This is a genomic window from Georgenia phoenicis, assembly GCF_047302425.1.
Classification (GTDB): domain Bacteria; phylum Actinomycetota; class Actinomycetes; order Actinomycetales; family Actinomycetaceae; genus Oceanitalea.
The window spans coordinates 1288553-1307894 of record NZ_CP154855.1 but is presented as its reverse complement, the minus strand read 5'-3'; the positions used below and the strand labels follow the sequence as shown (position 1 = coordinate 1307894).

Below are 19342 nucleotides of genomic sequence, written 5' to 3'. Positions count from 1 at the left end.
CGTGTCCGGGCACCACGGGCCACTCCTGCTCTACGGCCCGGACCGACTGCCGATGCACCCCAGCACGGACGCCACCGAGCAGCGGTGGGGCTACCGGCCCTTCCACGGCATAGTCAGCTCCGCGCTGCGGGACCACCCCGGGTGCACGCCGGCGCGGTGGCTGGCGGGCGCCGCCACCCTCGACGCCCCGCACCCGCACGACCCGGAGCTCGCCGCGGCGGCCGGCGAGTGCGGCGTGCTCACCTTCGACGAGAGCCTCGCTGCGGCCCGCGAGGCCGCCGCGCGGTACGCCCGCCCGGGCGGCGCGGTACTGACCGAGCTCTGGCACGTCAAGGAGGGGCACACCTCGAGCGTCTGGCAGGCGACGCTCGATGACGACGGCGCCACTGACCGGGTGGCCGTCAACGTGCCTCGCGACGCGGTCGCAGACTGTGCCCTCACCCGCACGGCAACCGTGTACACGCGGCTGAGCGCCGCGCTGCCCGCCGTCGCGCCCGCGACGGTGCTGTCCACCGTGCCGCTCGGCCCACCGCTGACCGCAGAGGCGCCGGGAACGGCGGGTCCCCGAGGCCGGGCCCGCGGGACGGTGAGGGCGGTGGTCCAGCGCTGGCTCGACGGCGCGCGGGAGCTCAATGCGCTGCCCACCGCCGGCGGCACCCGGCTCGTCGCCGTCGACCGCTTCCTGCCTGACGACGCCGACCCGGCACGCATCGGTGCCGTCCGAGGACGGTCGCTCACTGTGGCCGAGCACGAGGCGGTCGGCCACGCCGTCGGTAACCTGCTGCGGACCACCGCCCTGCGGAGCGAGGAGTCGTGGCTGCTCCCCGGCTTCGACATCCACCACGGTGACTGGGTGTGGTGGCGCGGCCGAGCCGCCGTCGTCGCCTGCAGGCCGGAGCGGACGCGTCTCCGGGGCGAGCTCGAGGCCGCCGTCCGCCACGGTGTCCAAGCCCTGTGCGCACGTCTCGACGGCCCGTTCCTCGACGCCGTCCTCCGCGGCGCCGCGGGAGGTGGCTCAGCACGATGAGTGAGACCTGGACCGCGGTCGCGCAGGGCAGCGAGCCGATCGACGTGACGCTGGCCGACGGCCAGGTCGTCACGCTGCAGCCCGGGCAGACGTACGAGACGACCTCAGCCTGCGAGATGCTCGACTTCCTCCAGCGGCGAGACCCGGACGTCCCGCTCACCGAGCTCAACGACGGCGCCCTCGACGCCCTGCTCGCCGCGGGGCGCCAGGAGGGCTGCGTCGGTGCGGACGGCACAGTGGCGACCAGCGGAGCACCGGGGACGTCCAGCGTCCCGCCGCCGGCGCCGCCGCCGGCCGACGGCGACTCCGCGCAGGCGCAGGGCGCTCCGCAGGTGCCGCCTGGCGTGCGGGTGGACGGCGGTACCGGTGCCCCGGACGCCACCACGCCACCCGCCCAGCAGCCGCCGGTCCCTCCCGAGGAGGAGCCCCGCGACCACCCACCGGACGAGCCCGACCCGCACCACGGCGGTGCGGCGCCCGCCCAGCGCACGCTCGGCGGGGACCCCGTCGACCTGTTCACCGGCGCCTTCACCATCGAGGAGACGGACCTCGCGGTCGACACGGCCGCCCTGCCGCTCGAGATGACCCGCGTGTACCGCAGCGGCCGCGCCTACTACGGCCCCTTCGGGTGGGGCTGGGACCATACCCACAACCACTACCTCCGAGAGCTCGCGGACGGCTCCGTGGCCCGCTGGACGGGGCGGCTGCACGAGGAGCGCTTCATCCCGGACGGGCCCGCGTTCCGTCCCCCCGCCGGGGTCTTCGCCGTCCTCGAACGGCTGCCCGGACCGGCCACCGCCTACCGCCTCACCGGCACCGGAGGGGAGCACCGTGACTACGCCCGGCCGTCCGGCTGGCCGGTGGCCGACCGGATCCCACTGGTGGCGCACCGGGACCGGCACGGCAACGAGAACACCTACACCTACGACGGCGCCGGCAGGCTGGCGGAGGTCCGCGACCAGGACGACCGCTACCTGCGCTTCCACTACGGCGAGTGCGGCCTGCTCGAGCGGGTGGAGGACCACGCCGCGCGCGCCGTCGTCTACGAGCACGACCCCGACGTCGAGCAGCTCGTGTCGGTCCGCGACGGCGATCTCGCGGTGCGCCGCGCCTACCGCCACGCGGACCCGTGGGAGCCCGTGCCGCTGCGCCACAACATCGTCGAGGTGCTCGACGGCGCCGGCGCCGTCCTCGTGACCAACAAGTACGAGAAGGACCCGGCATCGTGGTCATGGGGCCGGGTCGCCGCGCAGCGCTACGGGGACTACCTCTTCCAGCTCCGCTACACCCAGCTGCAGTACACGCCGGCGCGCGAGGAGTTCGTCGACGTGCCCTCCGTCCAGGTCGAGGTGATGGACCCCGAGTACTCGGTCTCGACCTCCACCTTCAACAGCCGGGGAGACCTCCTCGACCACCGCTTCCGGCTCGTGCGCGACCGGTCCTTCCGAGTGGTCGTCCACCAGTTCGGGTACGACGCGCAGGGCAACCGCACCCTCGTGCGGCTGCCGGACGGCCAGGAGGAGCACCGCACCTACCTCCACGACGACGCCGACCCCCGCGCGCGCGGGCTCCTCGTGCGCCGCGAGGTCCGCGCCCGCCCTGGCTTCCCGGCGCCCAGCCGCGTCATGTGGCGCGGCACCTACGAGCCGGTGTTCCAGCTGCCCCGGACCGTCACCGACGAGGGCGGGCACACGACGACCTACCGCTACGACCTCGACGGCGCCGACCCGGCCGCGTCCGGCCGGCTCACCCGCATCGAGCTGCCCGACGCGACCCTGCCGGACGGCAGCACGCAGACCAGCGCCCTCCGGCTCGAGTGGGACGCCCGCGGACGTCTCGTCGCCCTGGTGACCGCGGAGGGCATGCGCACAGAGCTCGGCTACGCGGCAACGGGTGACGGGCGCGGGCTGCTCAGCGAGGTGCGCCACGACGCCGCGGGCCTGGACCTCGTCGAGCGCCTCACCCGTGACGCCGTGGGCGACGTCGTCGCGCTGGAGGACCCGACCGGTGCGGTCCGCGAGCTCGGCTACGACGAGCGCCGCCGGCTCGTGCGGGCGGTGACGGCACCGCTCGGCGGCCAGGCCGCCGTCGTCGAGCTCGTCCGGGACGGCGAGGGGAACGTCACCGAGCTACGACGCCCCCGCGGCGACTACGACGACCCGGCGCTGTCCGGCACGCCGGTCCGCGACGTCGCCGCCTACGACGTCCTCGGACGGCTCGTCTCCACCACGCTGGCCGCCAACACCGTGGCACCGCGCCACGCGCAGCTGTGCCTCGACCACCGCGGCCAGGCCGTCGCCGCCACGGACGCCGGCGGGAACCGCGTGGTCCAGGTGTTCGACGAGCGCGGCATGCTCCTCTCCCGCGAGGCGCAGGGCGCGGACGGCACGCGCCTGCGGGAGACCTCCGTCTACGACGTCGCCGGCCGCCGCACCCACCACCGCACGGGCCCTCTCGCCGACCTCCTCGGGCGCTATGAGTACGACGGCTTCGGCCGGGTGCGCCACGTCACCTCCGCCAACGGCAGCGTGCTCACCTACACGTGGGGCAGCGACGACCTGCTCACCGAGGAGAGCGTCGAGGGCGACCCGGGCGACGGCGTCCCGCGGCTGCTGCGGCGGACCCGGTACGAGTACGACGAGCGGGGGCGCGTCCTGCGCGAGACGCGGTCCTCGTTCCGCGACGACCCGGCCACCGCCGTCGACGTCACCGCCACCTACGCCCACGACGGCGACAACAATCGGGTGGCGGTCACCGACCCGCGGGGGCTGAGCACCGGCTACGTCCACGACGCGCTGGGCCGCCTGGTCGAGGTCGTCGACCCGGCCGGCAACCGCGTGGTCCACGAGTACGAGGGCCTGGACCGGGTGGTGCGCACCGAGCGCCACGACGTGACGCCCGGCGGCACGGTCGTGGGCGCGTGGGCGCACCGCTACGACGTCCGGGGGCGGCGGGTGGAGGACACCGACCCCCTCGGCCAGGTGACGACCCTCGAGTACGACGACCGTGACGTCGTCGTGGCTGTCACGGCACCCGGTGGTGTCGTCGAGCGGCGGCGCACCGGCCCGTGCGGGGAGCTGCTCGAGGTGCTCCGCGACGCCGGCGGCATCGACGTCCGCCACACCTGGCAGTACGACGAGCTCGGCCGGATGACCGCCTACGTCGACCCGACCGGGCAGGCCACCACCATCGGCTACGACGGGGTCGGTCGACGGGTGTCGGTGAGCCGCCCCGGCTTCACCAGCACCCGCACCGTCGGCGCGGACGGTCGGGTCTCGGTCGAGCAGCTCCTCAGCGGTGCCAGCGTCCGCACGGGCTACGACGCCGCCGGACGGCTGCACACGGTGGAGGGCGTGCCGGTCGCGGGGATGGCCCCCGTCGACACCGCGGAGCTCCGCTACGACGGCCTCGACCGGCTCGTCTCGGCGTCCGCCGGCGGGTCCGTCACGGCGCGGGAGTTCGACAGCCTGGGCCGGCTGGTCGGCGAGACACGGGACGGGGTACGGCTCCAGGCGGAGTACGACGACCTCACCGGTGCCGTGGTCCGCAGGTGGCCCGACGGCCGGGAGGAGCGGCTCACCACCGGTCCGGGCGGCTTCCCGCTCCAGGTGGAGCGCACCGCCGCAGGCACGCTCGGGGACGACGGCGCCGACGTCGCCACCGTGCTCGGCTGGGGCCCGGCACGGGCCGCCGAGCGGACCCTGGCGGGCACACTGACGGCGACCACCGACCACGACGACGGCGGCCGTCCCACGCGCCTGGACTACCGCACGGCGGACGGGCAGGTCGAGGTCTTCGACTACCGCTTCGATCAGCGCGGCCGGCGCCGCTACGAGCAGACCCGGGTGCGTCCGTCCGCCCGGCTGTGGGAGTCCGACGACGTCGACAGGGTCACGCGGGCGGCCGACGGGTTCGCTCCGCCGCTGACCGGCGCCCCGCCCGCCACGCAGGCCGACCACGACAGCGACATCGGTACCGCAACGGGCGCGGCAGCAGGCGCCGCGGACGTCCACGGGTTCTCGTGGTCGGTGGGCGACGACCGGCTGGAGCACACCCGCAGCGGCGCGCCGCCGGTCGGCTACACCCACCAGCCCGGCCACCGGGTGGCGACGGCCGGTGGGGAGACGATCACCCACCACCCCGACGGGGCGCGCGCGAGCGACGCCGCCCACGGGTACACGGTGGACGTGTTCGGACGGGTCACCGAGGTGACGGCCGGCGGCGCGGCCGTGGTGACCTTCACCTACGACGCCCTCGGCCGCCCCGCGGGCATGACGGCGGGCGGCACGACCACGCTGTTCCACTACTTCGGGGAGGAGCTGCTCCTCGAGACCCGCGGCGGGTCCGCCAGCCGCCAGTACTCCACCGACCCCCGCGGGGGTGCGCCCCTGGCGGTGCACCTGCCGGGGCGCACCCTCCTGCCGGTGTCCGACCTCTCCGCGAGCTGCCGGGCTTACTGCGACGTCGCGGGCGAGGTGCTGGAGGCGTACACCTACGAGCCCTTCGGCGCCCCGGCCACATTCGCGCCGGACGGGACGCCACGAGCCAGCTCTGCGATAGGGCTCGAGCCCGTGTTCGCGGGGCTGCGCTGGGTCTCTGAGGCGGGGCTCTACCTGTCGCGGGCACGGCTCTACGACCCGCGCCACGGGCTCTTCCTCTCCCCGGACCCGCTGGGACAGGCCGACAGCCCCAACCCCTACGCCTACGCCCGGCAGGACCCGGCCGACTACGTGGACCCGGAGGGGCGCCTGGCCTTCCTCGCGGTCCTCGGCATCGTCGCCGTCGGCGCGCTTGTGGGCGGTGGTCTCAACGCGACCCGGCAGGCGATCGCGATCAGCGAGGGCGCGCAGGAGTCATTCAGCTGGAGCGAGCTCGGACTCAACACCCTGCTGGGTGGCGTGCTCGCCCCCGTCGCGGTCTTCGCCCCCGAGATCGCGATCCCGCTGGCCGCCATGGGGGTGGCGAGCGGCGCGGACGAGATCAGCCGCGGCAACTACGCCACGGGCATCTTCGACATCGGCACCTCGGCGCTGGGGGTCTTCGGCGCTGTCCGCTCCCCCAGCTTCGGGGCGCCGGCCTCGGTGCGGGTGACGAACGCCAAGGTGGTCATTGCCCGCACCGACCTCAACCAGACCGAGCTCGGCCTGCAGATCCAGCGCCTGGTGACCCGGAACCCGGACACGCGGGCCGGGCTCCAGCGGCAGATCGGCGACGTCCGGCTCGCCCGCAGCATCCTCGACGACCCCTCCATCGCGGTACGCACCTACGACCCGCGCACGCGCAGCGTGACCGAGCGTCCGCTCGGCTTCGACCCGAGCGAGCTCGGGTGGGACGGGGTCCGGCGCGACGTCAACTTCTACCGGCCCGACGGCTCCCGCGCCGGTGACATCGACCTCGGCTTCCCGCGCTTCGACATCGAGATCAAGCTCGGTGAGCGCGCCTCCGACACGACCGGGAAGGTCGCTGCCCGTGACACCTTCCTGCCCGGCCACCAGGGACGCCCGTACTACCTGGCGAGCGAGATACCGGCGGACGTCATGGCCCGCTGGCAGCAGTACCCCCGCGCCGTGCCGATCGACCTCCGGACGGCGGCGACCCAGTCCTTCGACGGCCACATCCAGGTGACACCGGCGATGCGCGGGGGGCTGCCGTACTTCTTCCGCGACGTCCTCGCTCCCGACCGGGTCCCGTACTTCTTCCCCTCCGTGGGTGCCGGACGCAAGTGACGCCGCCGCACTCCCGCGTCCGTCACGTCGACACGCGTCGCCGCTGGATCCTGTGCGCACTACGCTGCGACGGGCCTGACCAGGCCGTATCCATCGACGAAAGTAGAAGAGTACGTGTTCACCAAGACCATCCGGGCAGGGGCCACGTCCCTGACCGCGCTCGCGCTCGCCCTCTCCCTCGCCGCGTGCAGCTCGGAGGAGTCGGAGCCCGAGACCACCTCGGAGCCGGCCACCCAGGAGGCCATCGCCGAGGAGACCACGCCGGCCGCCGAGGAGACCGCCCCGGCGCAGAGCAAGGCCGCGGACCAGGAGGCGGCGCTCGACGAGTACATCGCCCTCGAGCAGGCGCAGCTCGACGCCGCGGGCGACTCCTTCGCCGAGATCTACTCCGAGATCACGGTCACCCCGCAGTACCCGGACACGGTCGTCTTCTCCTACACCTACGCCCAGCAGGTGGACGCCGCCCTGGCCTCTGAGGAGCTCGCCGCTCAGGCCAAGGACCTCCAGGAGCTGTGCGAGACGGCGGTCTTCCCGGCCATGGAGGCCACCGGCGTCGGGCCGACCCAGCAGGTCACCTACATCTACACGAACGCGGACGGCTCCGAGATCTGGTCCCAGACCTACTCCTCCTGAGTGCCGGGCGGTGACGTCCACGGGATAGCGTCGTGGGCGTCACCGCCGCGCAGGGCGGCGGAAGAGGAGGACCAGTGCACCGCTTCGACGAGATCACCGTCGACCAGCTCCGCGCCGCGGGCAGCACCAAGTGGACGACGTTCCCGGACGCGATCGGCGCCTTCGTCGCCGAGATGGACTTCGGCGTCCCGCCCGCGGTGGCCGACGTCGTCCGCCACGCCGCGGACTCCCAGGCCATGGGCTACCTCCCCCTCGCCGACCGCACCGCCGCCCGCCGCGCCACCTCCGCGTGGCTGGCCCGCAGCTTCGACTGGCAGGTCCCCGAGGACCGGGTCCACCTCCTGCCCGACGTCCTGTCGGTCATGCGCGTCACCGTCCAGCGCTTCACCCCGCCCGGCTCGCCGGTCATAGTGCCGACGCCGGCCTACATGCCCTTCCTCACCGTCGTCCCCGCCCTGGACCGTGAGGTCATCGAGGTCCCCTCCCTCCTCGACGACGACGGCCGCTACCACCTCGACCTCGAGGGCATCGACGCCGCCTTCGCCGCCGGCGCCGGCCTGCTGGTCCTGTGCAACCCGTGGAACCCCGTCGGTCGGGTCCTCACCCGCGAGGAGCTCACCGCCGTCGCCGACGTCGTCGACCGTCACGGTGGCCGCGTCTTCTCCGACGAGATCCACGCCCCGCTCGTCCTCGACGGCCGCCCCCACCTTCCCTACGCCGCCCTCGACGCGCGCACCGCCGGCCACACGATCACCGCCATCGCCGCCTCCAAGGGCTGGAACATCCCCGGGCTCAAGTGCGGTCAGATGATTCTCTCCAACGACGACGACGCCGCCACCTTCGCGCCGTACGCCACCGACGCCGGTGACACGGTCGGCCTCCTGGGCGGTCGCGCCGTCGTCGCCGCCTACGAGGAGAGCCAAGACTGGCTCGACGACGTCGTCACCTACCTGCGCGGCAACCGCGACCTCGTCGTCGAGATGGCAGGCTCGATCCCCGGCCTACGGGTCAGCCCGGTCGAGGGCACCTACATCGCCTGGCTCGACTGCCGCGAGCTCGACCTGCCCGGCGGCCCGGCCCAGTACTTCCGGCGCGAGGCCGGCGTCGCGCTCACCGACGGCGGGATGTGTGGCACGGCGGGTGAGGGCTTCGCCCGGCTCATCTTCGCCATGCCCCGCCCCATCCTGCAGCAGGCCCTGGAGCGGATGCGCGACGCCGTCGCCCGCCGCTGAGCCGGCGAGCACCGCCGGTGCACCTCACCCGGGCCAGGTGCTCCTGTCCCACGGGTTGAGGCACCGGACGCCGAGCGGCTCGAAGTGCTTGACGTTCCGGGTCACGACGGTCATGTCGGTTGCCTGCGCAACAGCGGCGACCAGGGCGTCGTCGAGCGGCGCGTGCTCGGGGACCCGGTAGGTCGCGAGAACCCGCGCGGCCGCGAGGTCGAAGGGCAGGACGCGGTCCGCGAACGCGGGCAGGACACGCTGCTCGAACCAGCGGCGCAGCACGCGCCCCTGATCCGGGTCGGACCGCTCCTTGGACGCCACCCCGCGCTCGATCTCGGCGATGATCGTCGCGGTCACGTACTGGTCCCTGACGGGGACCGGTGCGACCCACTCCTCGACCTGCGGGCTGCGGCCTCGCACGCGCAGGGCGGACACGACGTTCGTGTCCAGCACGTACCTCACAGCTCAGGGGTCCGAGCGCGGAGGCCGAGCCGCTCGGGCTCGAAGTCAATGTCGGCTCCCTCGTCGCTGCTCAGCAGGTCGACCATCGTCACGTGCCCGCGGTCAACGGCCTCGGCGATGATCGCGCGGACCTCTGCCTCCACCGACCGGGCGTGACGCGAGGCCCGCGCCCTGAGCGCCGCCTTCGTGCCCTCGGGAAGGTTCCGGATGAGGATCTGCTCCATACCCCGACCTCCGATATCCTTTCGTAGATATCACCGAGGTTACCCGACGCCGAGCCCTTCGGTCCCGCCCCTGCCACGTAGCGTGGACAGGGCACCGCCTCGTCGAGCTGAGGAGTTTTGTGAAGCCCTGGCCTGAGTTCGTCCCCCGCCTGGTCGCCACCGACATCGACGGCACGATCCTGCCGCACGGTGGAACCGTCAGCGCCCGCACCCGCGCCGCACTGCAGCAGTACGTCGACCGCGGGATCGAGGTCGTGCTCGTGACGGGGCGGCCGCCGCGGTGGCTGCCTCCGGTGGTCGAGGCCACCGGGCTCGCCGGGCCGGTCATCGCCGCCAACGGTGCCATCGTCGTGGAGGCGCAGACCCTGGAGCCGATCGGGCTGCGCGCGATCCCGCTCGAGCACCTCACCGAGGCCGTCGAGCGCTTCACCGCCGCCTTCCCGGACGCCGTCTTCGCCGTGGAGACGCCAGGCGAGCTGCGGCTCGGCCCCGGGTTCGCAGAGGCGCGCACGAGCGCCCCGCGCGAGGGCCTCACCCCCGCCGGGCCGCCGATCACCGAGGCGTCCTCCATGGGTGAGCTCCTCGCCGTCGAGGACGTCATCAAGATCATGGTGCGCAGCCCCGCGTCCGACCCGGACCGGATGCTCGAGATCGGGCGCGCCGAGGCCGCGCACGTCGTGAGCGTGACACGCTCGAGCATCGCCCAGCCGCTCCTGGAGCTCGGCCCGCAGGGCGTCACCAAGGCCTCGACGCTCGCCGAGCACGCCCGCGCCCGGGGCGTCGAGCAAGCCGACGTCGTTGCCTTCGGGGACATGCCCAACGACGTCGAGATGCTGCGCTGGGCCGGCCACGGCTTCGCCATGCACAACGGTCACGACGAGGCCCGGGCCGCCGCCGCCTACGTCGCCCCTCCGGTCGAGGAGGACGGCGTCGCCCAGGTGCTCGAGAGCTTCCTGGCGCGGCGCCCCACCCTCAGATAGCGGCGAGTCCGGGCAGGGACGTCGTGGCCAGGCTCAGCGGCCACGGCTCGCCGTCACGACCTCCTGCGAGCGCGATCGGTCGCTCCCGAGAACCAGTGCGGCGCCCTTCTCCCCGATCATCATCGCCGGAGCCTGGGTGTTGCCGCTGATGATCGTCGGCATGATGGACGAGTCGATCACCCGCAGTCCCTCAAGACCCCGGACCCTCAGCTCCGGGTCGACGACAGCGAGGTCGTCGACACCCATCTTGCAGCTACCCACCGGGTGGTAGTCGGTCTTGCCCCACTTCTTGATGAAGGACCGGATCTCCTCGTCGGTCTGGACCGACTTCCCGGGAAGCTTCTCCTCCTTGAGCAGACCCCTGAATGCCGGGGCGTCGAACACCCGGCGCATGGCCTTGAACCCCTCGACGGCCACCTCCATGTCCTCCGGCGTGGCGAGGTAGTTCGGGTCCACGACGGGCGGCGCGGACGGGTCGGGTGACGTGATGGTCACCGACCCACTCGACGTCGGACGGACGTTGCAGGCGAGCAGCGTGACTCCGTGGCCGGGGATCTTCTCCGCCGAGCGTGCGCCGTCCTTCCACACGACGTACGCGGGCAGGAAGTGCAGCTGGATGTCGGGCGACCGCACCTTGTCGCTGCTGTTGATGAACGCCCCCGCCTCCGTGATCGTCGCGGTGGCCGGCCCCGTGCGGTAGAGCCCGTACTCGATCGCGTGCAGCGCCGCGCGGTGCCACCGGTTCTCGCCGCTGTATGTCACCGGGTGGGCGGCCTCCCGGGTGATGTAGACCTCGAGCTGGTCGCGCAGGTTCTTCCCGACGCCGGGCAGGTCGTGGACGACGTCCACGCCGGCCGCCTTCAGCTCGTCGGCCGGCCCGATGCCGGAGAGCAGCAGCAGCTTCGGCGAGTTGATCGCCCCCGCACTGACAATGACCTCGCTGGTCGCGTGGGCCACCGTCTCTACGCCCTTGCGGGTGTAGCGCACTCCCGTCGCGCGGCCGTCCTCGATGAGGATCTTGGAGACCTGCGCCCCGGTGACGACGGTGAGGTTGGGCCGCTTGAGCACCGGACGGAGGAATGCCGTCGAGGCACTCTCCCGGCGCGCGTTGCGCTGCGTGACCTGATGGAAGAACACCCCCTCCTGGGAGGCCCCGTTGGGATCGTCGGTCCGTCGGATGCCCACCTCCTGCGCCGCCCGGACGAAGGCCTTGGACATGGGGTTGGTCTGCACCTGGTCGGCGACATTGAGCTCGCCGTCGATGCCGTGGTACTCGTCGGCCAGGCGCTCGTTGCGCTCGTGCACCGTGAAGTAGGGCAGGACGTCCTCGTACGACCAGCCGTCGCAGCCGAGCTCGGCCCACTCGTCGTAGTCGAGCCGGTTCCCGCGGATGTAGAGCATCGCGTTCACCGACGTGCTGCCGCCCAGCCCCTTGCCCTGCGGAAGGAACATCGAGCGGTTCTCCAGGTGCTGCTGCGGGGCGGTGTCGAAGATCCAGTTCGCCGACCCGCCCATGAGCATCGAGAACGCGGCGGGGATCTTGACCAGCGGGTGCCAATCGGTCGCCCCCGCCTCGAGGAGCAGGACGCGGTTGCTCGTGTCGGCACTGAGCCGGTTGGCGAGGACGCACCCGGCGGCGCCGGCGCCGACGATGACGTACGTGTAGCGGTTCATGGACGACCTACTTTCGTGCGGAGGGGGCGAGGAGGGGCAGACGTTGCCCGACGGAGGGGCGGGACTCGACACGGGCTCTGAAGTCCTCGCGCCAGGCGGGTCCGAGCGGGAGGTCACGGAAGATCGCGGGCTCGACCTCGACCAGGTCGGCGGAGACCTCGACGTGGCCGGGCAGCTGGTCCAGCACCTGGGTCTGGACATCGATGCCGGGGGCAACCTCCGTGAGGACGAGCCCGTTCTCACCGAGGGTGAAGACAGCACGCTCGGTGACGTAGAGGATGCGCTGGCCGCGCAGCCGGGCCTGCTCCGCCGAGAACGTCACCTGCTCGACGTTCTCGACGAATTTCGTGTGCCGCCCCTCGGCGTCCAGGTGCAGACGCCCGTCCACCGGGAGCGCGCGCAGCCCCCCGGCGCTGAACGTCCCGCAGAACACCACCGTGGCCGCGTTCTGGGAGATGTTGACGAACCCACCGGTGCCAACGACGCGGCTGCCGAACTTCGAGACGTTGACGTTGCCCGCGAGGTCGACCTGCGCGAATCCAAGGAAGGCGATGTCCAGCCCACCGCCGTCGTAGAAGTCGAACTGGTAGGGCTGGTCCAGGATGGCGACGGGGTTGGTGGCGACGCCGAAGATCACCCCGCGCGCCGGCACCCCGCCCACGAGCCCCTGCTCGATCGTCAGGGTGAAGCGGTCCGACCAACCTTCCTCCGCCGCGACGGAGGCGACGCCGTCGGCGATACCGACCCCGAGGTTGACGACGTCGCCGTCGTGGATCTCCGAGACGGCGCGTCGCGCGACGACCTTGCGCTGGTCGAGCGGGAACTTCTCAAGGCGGCTGAGCGACTGGCGCAGCTGTCCGGAGAATGCCGGGTTGTAGTCATGGGTGACCAGCTGCCGCTGTTCGGGGTTGACGACGACGACGTCGACGCAGATCCCGGGGACGACGACCGAGCGCGGGTCGAGTGACCCGGCCTGGGCCACCTGCTTGACCTGCGCAATGACCAGGCCGCCGCTGTTGCGCGTCGCCTGGGCCACCGACAGAGTCTCGAGGTTGGCACCTTCCTCCTCAAGCGAGATGTTGCCGTCCTCGTCGACGGTCGTGCCTCGGATGAAGCAGACGTCGAGGTTGATCGAGGGGTAGAACAGCCACTCGCGGCCGTTGAGCTCGATGACCTGGACGAGGTCCTCGGTCGTCACCGCATTCAGCCGGCCGCCCTCCTTCCGCGGGTCGCAGAAGGTCCCGAGGCCCACGTGGGTGACGAGCCCGGGCCGGCCGCCGGCGATCTCCCGGAGCAGCTGGCTCATGACGCCCTGCGGGAAGTTGTAGGCCTCGAACTCGTTGTCGAGGACCATCTGGCTCATCCGCGGGGCCATGCCCCAGTTCCCGGCGATGATCCGGCGCGCGAGTCCGCGCTGGGCCAGATGGTCCATGCCGCCGCCCTCACGGTCGCCGATACCTGTGGTGTGGACGAGCGTGAGGCCTCCAGGCCCGTTGCCCTCGCGGTACACCTCGCCGAGGGTGCGGAGCAGCAGGTCGGGTTCGAGCAGGCCACCGCCGGAGCCCCCGATCGCGAGGGTGTCGCCGGGCCGGACCATCGCAACCGCCTCACGTGCGGACGCGAACCGGGGGCCGCCCCGCACCCGACGGCGGGCACGAGCGGTCGTGGACTTGGTCATGCTATCTCCTTTGAGCAGACGGACGGTCGACGGAGGCGCCTCACGCCATCACTCCGCCGCCGTTGAGGTGGATGGTCTGACCGTGCATGAAGGAGGCCGCGTCGCTGGCCAGGTAGACGACGGCCGGTGCGATCTCGTGTGCCAGGCCCATCCGTCCGGCCACGAGGCCTGCGGTGCGGGCGGCGGTGAGCTCCTCGTCGAAGGCCGCGTCGGTCATGGGCGTGGTGATCGGTCCGGGCGCGACGGCGTTGACGCGCACGACCGGCCCGACCTCGCGGGCCAAGGCGCGGGTGAGGCCGATGACGCCGGCCTTGGCCGCGGAGTAGCTGACGAACTCCTCGGCGCCCTTGAACGCCAGCTGCGAGGAGAGGTTGACGATCGTTCCCCCGCCGCGCTCGAGCATGCCAAGCAGGACGTGCCGGGAGGTGATGAAGACGCCGTCGAGGTCGACGCTCATCGTGCGCCGCCAGTCCTCGAGCGTCATGTCGACAACGCGAGCGGCGGACATAATCCCGGCGTTGTTGACGAGGACGTCGAGTGGCCCGAGAGCGGCTTCGGCTGCCGCGACGAACGACGCGGCCTCGTCCCAGTCCGACACGTCGCCCTCGACGGCGACGGCCTCGCCTCCGCCGTCGACGAGCTCGGCGACGAGCGCCGCTGCGGCATCCGGCTCCCCGAGGTGGTGCACGGCGACCCGGGCCCCTGCGCGGGAGAGGGCACGGACCATCTCGCGGCCCAGCCCGCCCAGGGCCCCGGTGACGAGCGCCGTGCGCCCCGTGAGATCGAAGGAGCTCATCGGCCGTACCAGGCCTCACGCACGCCCCTGCGGATCTGAACGGTCTTGAGGTCGGTGAAGAACTCCATTCCCTCACGGCCGAACTCGGCTCCGTGGCCGCTGTCGCGCCGCCCGCCCAGTGGCATCTCGGGGAAGGAGTCGGTCGAGCCGTTCACCCAGACGGTGCCCGCGTCGAGCCCGAGAGTGAGCTCGACGGCCTCCTCGACGTCACGCGTCCACACCGACGCGGCTAGGCCGTACTGCTGGTCGTTGGCCCGCTCCGCGGCCTCGGCGAGGTCGCGGTAGGGCTGCACCGTGGTGACCGGGCCGAAGAACTCCTCGCGCACCGCGTGGTTGGCGTCGGAGTCGGTGAAGAGCACGGTCGGCGCCAGGTAGGGCGAGGCGGTGGTCCCGTCGACGGTAGCCACGCCTCCCCCACTGACCACTTCGGCGCCCTCGGCGGACGCTCGCTCCACACTGGCCAGGACGGCGTCGAAGTGCTGCTGAGAGATGAGCGGGCCCATCTCGGTCGCCTCGTTGTGGGGGTCACCGAGGTGGATCTCGGCGGCACGGCTGGCGATGCGCTCGGTGAGCTCCTCGGCAATGGCGGCGTCGGCGAGGATCCGCGAGCCCGCGACGCACACCTGTCCCTGATTGAAGAAGGAGGAGAAGAGCAGCCCGTCGACCGTGGTGTCGAGGTCGGCGTGGCGCGTGACGATGACCGGCGTCTTGCCGCCCGCCTCCAGCGCGACCCGCTTGAGGCGGTTCGTCCCAGCGCTCGCCGCAATGCGCCGGGCGGTGGCGGTCGAGCCGGTGAAGCTGATGACGTCGGTGTGCGGGTGGGTGACGAGAGCGGCGCCCGTAGGGCCCTCGGCGACGAGCACGGACAGGGCGCCTGGCTCGAGGCCTGCCTCGTACATCAGTTGCGCGACGGCGAGGGAGCTCAGGGGCGTGAGCGGGCTCGGCTTCATGACGACGGTGCACCCGGCGGCGAGCGCCGGCGGCAGCTTCTGCCCGAGGATGCCGAGTGGGAAGTTGAAGGGCACGATCAGCCCCGCGACACCGGCCGGCTCGCGCAACGTGAAGGCGAACACGTCGCTGCTGACGTCGCGCAGCGTGCGCCCGTTGATGTCGCGGGCCAGCCCGGCGAAGTACTCGAAGGCATTGACGGCCGAGGCCACCTCGCCTCGCGCCTCGCGGATGGGCTTGCCGGTCTCGAGGAGCAGCAGCTCGGCCAGCTCCTCTGATCGCTCCTCGATGAGCTGCGCGGTCCTGGTCAGCACCCGAGCCCGGTCGCGGCCGGAGCTGCGACCCCACGCTCCGTGGTGGAAACTCTCGCGTGCTGCGGCGACCGCTGCGTCCACCGGCGCCTCCGGCGCGAACCCGCCGTGGAACAGCGGTGCGCCCAGCGCGGGGCTGATGCGGACAGCGTCGTCCTCGTCCGAGCCCACGCCCTTGCCCGCGACGAGCGAGCCGATGACGGGGACGCCGTCACGGTGTCCGAGGAGGGAGTCGCCCAGGATGGCGGTGTCGTAGGTCAGGGCTTGCGTGGTCATGAGCTGACTCCTGTCATGCGAGTGGCCTGGGCCGCCTTGGCGGCTGCCCTTTGATCGAGGAACGCCTGCTTGCGCTGGCGGGAGGTGTCGAGGCAGGCGGTGTAGCCGGCCAGGGCCGCCTCCACGCCCAGCACGCTGGTGAGCTCGTCCAGCACCTGCTTGGCCAGCGACGTTGCGTAGGGCTCGCTGCTGCGCAGCCGATCGATGCAGGCCGCGACGGCCTCGGGCAGGGTCTCGGAGGGATGCGCGGAGGTGACGACGTGCAGCTCGGCGGCTCGCTCGCCGGAGATGAGCTCGCCGGTGAGCAGGAGCTGTCGGGTGACGCCGAGGCCGGCGACGTCGGCGAGCCGGGCGGTGCCGCCCCAGGCCGGCAAGTTGCCCAGCGCGAGCTCGGGCAGTCCCAGCCGTGCGTCGCAGGCCGCGATCCGCAAGTCACAGGCGAGCGCGAGCTCCAGGCCGCCTCCCACGGCGACGCCCTCGATGACGGCGACGCTCACCACAGGGAGGGCCGCGAGCGCGGAGAAGGCGTCCTGGCCGAGGCGGGACAGCTCGGCCGCCGCGTCGTGGGTGGGTGCGACCCAGTCGCCGATGTCGGCGCCGGCGCAGAACACCCCTCCCTCGCCGCGGACGACCAGCGCGATGACGTCGTCGCGCTCCGCGATCGACGCGACGCACCGCCGGAGGTCCTCGAGCATGGCGCGGTCAAGGGCGTTGCGCTTCTCTGACCTCGCCAGGGTGAGGTGGGCGACGCCGTCGTGGTCGACGGACAGGTGGACTGGCATGAGTAGGTCTTCCTTCGAGTGTGCGGAGCTGGTGAGGTCAGGCCCTGCGCCTCTTAGCCAGCTGGTCGACGAGAAGGGCGAGGATGATGGCCGCGCCCACGGCGACCTGCTGGTAGAAGGCCTGGACGTTGAGCGAGGTGAGCCCGGCGGTCAGCGTGGCGATGATGATCGCGCCGAAGGCGGCGCCGGCCATGCTGCCCTCGCCTCCGGCGAGCTTCGTGCCACCCATGACGGTGGCCGCGATGGCGGTGAGGAGGAGGTCGGCCCCGAGCGTGGGGTCCGCGGCTCCGAGGCGCGCCGTGAGGATGCACCCCGCCAGACCGGCTGCGGCACCGGCCGCGACGTAGGCGAAAGCCGTGTGCTTGCCCACCTTGATGCCGGCGAGCCGAGCCACCTCCGAGTTCCCGCCGATCGCGACGAGGTACTCACCGAACAGGGTGTAGCGCAGGACGAGGATCGAGGTGACGGTGAGGACGACGAGCAGGACAACGGGAATCGGGATGCCTGCGACGCCTCCGGCCAGCGCGTTCTCGAACGCGACCGGGATGCCGTACACGGCCTGACCGCCGGAGATGATGAGGGCGAGGCCGCCGTAGATGCTCATCGTGCCGAGAGTGATGATGAACGGGGTGATCTTCGTGACGGTGATGAGCAGGCCGTTGACCAGCCCGCACCCCGCGCCGACGAGCAGCGCACAGAGGATGGCCAGGGGCACAGGCATCTGCTGGGCGAAGAGGCCGCTGCAGACGGCGCTCACCGCCACGATCGACCCGATGGAAAGGTCGATGCCGCCCGTGAGCAGGACGTAGGTCTGCCCGAGGGCGAGGATCCCCACGACGGCCGCCTGGAGGAGGACGTTCATCAGGTTGCCGGTCTCGAGGAAGAACGGCCGGGCGATGCCGAAGGCCACCACGAGCGCGATGATGACGGCGATGAGGCCGCCCTGGCGGGCCGCCTTGCCGGCCAGCGATCGGGCGCTGAACGAGGCCGCTGGAGCGTCGTGAGCCGCCGGCGGGGCGGATTGCGGGTCGAGCGTTGCGGTGTGGGACATGGTCATTCTCCTGCGTGGGTTGTGCGACGGGCGAGTGGTCGGGGGCGAGGACGGGGGTCAGTCGCCGGCGGCATGTCGCACCACCGCCTCCTCCGTCGCGGTGTCGCGGTCCATTTCGGCAACCACCCGACCGCGCCTCATCACGACGACGCGGTCGCTCATCGCCAGCACCTCCAGGAGGTCGGAGGAGATCATGAGGACCGCCTTCCCGGCGTCGGCGAGCGCCCGCATGATGCCGTGGATCTCGCCCTTGGCACCGACGTCGATCCCGCGCGTGGGCTCGTCGAAGATGAAGATGTCCGCGTCGGACCGAAGCCAACGGGCGAGCACGACCTTCTGCTGGTTGCCGCCCGAGAGCGTGCGCACCGGCTTGTCGACCTGCATCTTCGTGTTGAGCGGGAGGAGCGCCTCGGACGCCACCTCGCGCTGCCTGCTGCGGTTGATCACGCCGGCGCGGCCGGGAGGGTCCATGAGGGTGACGTTGGACGCCGTCGTCATGTCCAGCGCGAGCCCGTGGTGCTTGCGGTCCTCAGTGAGCAGGGCGATGCCGGCACGGATGCCGTCGCTGGGCCGCCGGATGCGGGTGCGCTTGCCGTGCACGTAGATGGTGCCCGCGCTTCGCTGGTCGGCGCCGACGACAGCGCGAGCCAGCTCGGTCCGGCCGGCGCCGACCATCCCGGCGAGGCCAACGACCTCACCGCGACGCACGGTGAGTGAGACGTCGTCGACCACCCCGGGGACGGTGAGGTTCTCCACCCGGAGCAGCTCCTCGCCAGGCTCGGTCCCGGTCGAGGGCACGCCCAGGGCGCTGAGGTCGCGGCCTACCATCATCTGGACGAGGTCGTCCTCGGAGGTGATCTCCGACCGCACCTTGGTGCCGACGAGCCTGCCGTCCCGGAGTGCGGTGACTCGGTCGGAGAGGGCCAGCACCTCCCTGAGGCGGTGGGAGACGTAGATGATCGCCTTGCCCGCGGCCCGCAGGTTCTCGATGACGGCGAACAGGCGGGCGCTCTCTGCGGTGGTCAGCGACGCCGTCGGCTCGTCGAGGATGATGGTTCGAGCATCGGTGCTGAGTGCACGCGCGAGCTCGACCAGCTGTTGCTGGGCGACGCTGAGCCGCGAGACCGGGACTTCCGCCGGGGCGTCGAAGTGGAGCTGGGCGAGGGCGGCACGGGCCTCGCGTCGTGCTGCGCGCCAGTCGATGACTCCCGCCCGGGTCCTCTCCCGCCCGAGGACGAGGTTCTGGACAGCGGTCAGCTGCGGCACCAGGCTCAGCTCCTGGTGCACCATCGCGATGCCCGCTCGCATGGCGTCCGCGGGCCGAGCGAAGGACACGGCGGCGCCATCGACCCGGATCTCCCCGGAGTCTGGCCGCTGGATGCCGAAGACCGTCTTGAGCAGCGTGGACTTTCCGGCGCCGTTCTCCCCCAGGAGCGTGTGGACCTCACCGGGGTAGGCCTCGAAGCTGACGTCCTCCAGCGCCTTGACGCCCGGGAAGCTCTTCGTCAGGCCACGCACCTGGAGCGCCGCGACGTGGTCACTCATGGCTTT

At 72.2% G+C, this 19342-nt stretch carries 14 protein-coding genes; 5 read left to right on the top strand and 9 right to left on the bottom strand.

The features are described from left to right. Position 1 precedes the first annotated feature (1 nt). The 4 genes from AA0005_RS06230 (at position 2) to AA0005_RS06215 (ending at position 8618) form a co-directional block, all read left to right on the top strand. Positions 2-1027: a hypothetical protein gene (locus AA0005_RS06230; protein WP_413452546.1), complete on the top strand. Its 1026-nt coding sequence runs from the start codon at positions 2-4 to the stop codon at positions 1025-1027. Further along, a complete protein-coding gene (locus AA0005_RS06225) occupies positions 1024-6753 on the top strand; it encodes an RHS repeat-associated core domain-containing protein (protein ID WP_413452545.1) in 5730 nt (1909 codons plus the stop codon). The genes AA0005_RS06230 and AA0005_RS06225 overlap by 4 nt, the downstream gene beginning before the upstream one ends. Before the next feature lie 114 nt (positions 6754-6867). Then, positions 6868-7386 (top strand): hypothetical protein, encoded by a 519-nt coding sequence (locus AA0005_RS06220; protein WP_413452544.1) that lies wholly within the window; start codon positions 6868-6870, stop codon positions 7384-7386. Positions 7387-7460: 74 nt separating this feature from the next. Next, positions 7461-8618, top strand: a complete 1158-nt coding sequence (locus tag AA0005_RS06215) for a MalY/PatB family protein (RefSeq protein ID WP_413452543.1) — start codon at positions 7461-7463, stop codon at positions 8616-8618. A 24-nt stretch (positions 8619-8642) separates the two neighbouring features. Here the strand turns inward: AA0005_RS06215 and AA0005_RS06210 are convergent, their stop codons facing one another. Together AA0005_RS06210 and AA0005_RS06205 are read right to left on the bottom strand one after the other, a co-directional pair. Continuing rightward, positions 8643-9071: a type II toxin-antitoxin system VapC family toxin gene (locus AA0005_RS06210; protein WP_413452542.1), complete on the bottom strand. Its 429-nt coding sequence runs from the start codon at positions 9069-9071 to the stop codon at positions 8643-8645. Further along, on the bottom strand, positions 9068-9295 hold the full coding sequence (locus tag AA0005_RS06205) for a FitA-like ribbon-helix-helix domain-containing protein (protein WP_413452541.1): 228 nt from the start codon (positions 9293-9295) through the stop codon (positions 9068-9070). The genes AA0005_RS06210 and AA0005_RS06205 overlap by 4 nt, the downstream gene beginning before the upstream one ends. Positions 9296-9414: 119 nt before the next feature. On the opposite strand from AA0005_RS06205, the gene AA0005_RS06200 reads away from it, so the two are divergent. After that, complete coding sequence (locus AA0005_RS06200) at positions 9415-10275, top strand: HAD family hydrolase (RefSeq protein ID WP_413452540.1); 861 nt, start codon at positions 9415-9417, stop codon at positions 10273-10275. 33 nt (positions 10276-10308) lie between these two features. On the opposite strand, the gene AA0005_RS06195 is transcribed toward AA0005_RS06200, so the two are convergent. From AA0005_RS06195 to AA0005_RS06165, 7 genes are read right to left on the bottom strand one after another with little or no spacing between them, the layout of a single operon-like run. Then, the gene (locus AA0005_RS06195) at positions 10309-11949 is read right to left on the bottom strand and encodes a GMC family oxidoreductase (protein WP_413452539.1); all 1641 of its coding nucleotides are present in this window, start codon (positions 11947-11949) and stop codon (positions 10309-10311) included. A gap of 7 nt (positions 11950-11956) precedes the next feature. Next, positions 11957-13627 (bottom strand): acyl CoA:acetate/3-ketoacid CoA transferase, encoded by a 1671-nt coding sequence (locus tag AA0005_RS06190; RefSeq protein ID WP_413452538.1) that lies wholly within the window; start codon positions 13625-13627, stop codon positions 11957-11959. 40 nt (positions 13628-13667) lie between these two features. After that, positions 13668-14423, bottom strand: a complete 756-nt coding sequence (locus AA0005_RS06185) for an SDR family oxidoreductase (RefSeq protein WP_413452537.1) — start codon at positions 14421-14423, stop codon at positions 13668-13670. Beyond that, positions 14420-15958, bottom strand: coding sequence for an aldehyde dehydrogenase family protein (locus tag AA0005_RS06180; RefSeq protein ID WP_413452536.1), 1539 nt, complete (start codon positions 15956-15958; stop codon positions 14420-14422). Before AA0005_RS06180 ends, AA0005_RS06185 begins: the two co-directional genes overlap by 4 nt. Beyond that, positions 15955-16740, bottom strand: a complete 786-nt coding sequence (locus AA0005_RS06175; RefSeq protein ID WP_413452535.1) for an enoyl-CoA hydratase/isomerase family protein — start codon at positions 16738-16740, stop codon at positions 15955-15957. Before AA0005_RS06175 ends, AA0005_RS06180 begins: the two co-directional genes overlap by 4 nt. 37 nt (positions 16741-16777) lie before the next feature. Beyond that, entirely contained in the window at positions 16778-17791 is a 1014-nt protein-coding gene (locus AA0005_RS06170) for an ABC transporter permease (protein ID WP_413452534.1), read from the bottom strand. 57 nt (positions 17792-17848) lie between these two features. Next, positions 17849-19336 (bottom strand): sugar ABC transporter ATP-binding protein, encoded by a 1488-nt coding sequence (locus tag AA0005_RS06165; RefSeq protein WP_413452533.1) that lies wholly within the window; start codon positions 19334-19336, stop codon positions 17849-17851. Positions 19337-19342 lie beyond the last annotated feature (6 nt).

Coding starts and splice junctions, on each gene's coding strand:
- AA0005_RS06225 (WP_413452545.1), top strand. CDS start 1,024: ATGAGTGAGACCTGGACCGCGGTCGCGCAGGGCAGCGAGCCGATCGAC.
- AA0005_RS06205 (WP_413452541.1), bottom strand. CDS start 9,295: ATGGAGCAGATCCTCATCCGGAACCTTCCCGAGGGCACGAAGGCGGCG.
- AA0005_RS06195 (WP_413452539.1), bottom strand. CDS start 11,949: ATGAACCGCTACACGTACGTCATCGTCGGCGCCGGCGCCGCCGGGTGC.
- AA0005_RS06190 (WP_413452538.1), bottom strand. CDS start 13,627: ATGACCAAGTCCACGACCGCTCGTGCCCGCCGTCGGGTGCGGGGCGGC.
- AA0005_RS06185 (WP_413452537.1), bottom strand. CDS start 14,423: ATGAGCTCCTTCGATCTCACGGGGCGCACGGCGCTCGTCACCGGGGCC.
- AA0005_RS06180 (WP_413452536.1), bottom strand. CDS start 15,958: ATGACCACGCAAGCCCTGACCTACGACACCGCCATCCTGGGCGACTCC.
- AA0005_RS06175 (WP_413452535.1), bottom strand. CDS start 16,740: ATGCCAGTCCACCTGTCCGTCGACCACGACGGCGTCGCCCACCTCACC.
- AA0005_RS06170 (WP_413452534.1), bottom strand. CDS start 17,791: ATGTCCCACACCGCAACGCTCGACCCGCAATCCGCCCCGCCGGCGGCT.
- AA0005_RS06165 (WP_413452533.1), bottom strand. CDS start 19,336: ATGAGTGACCACGTCGCGGCGCTCCAGGTGCGTGGCCTGACGAAGAGC.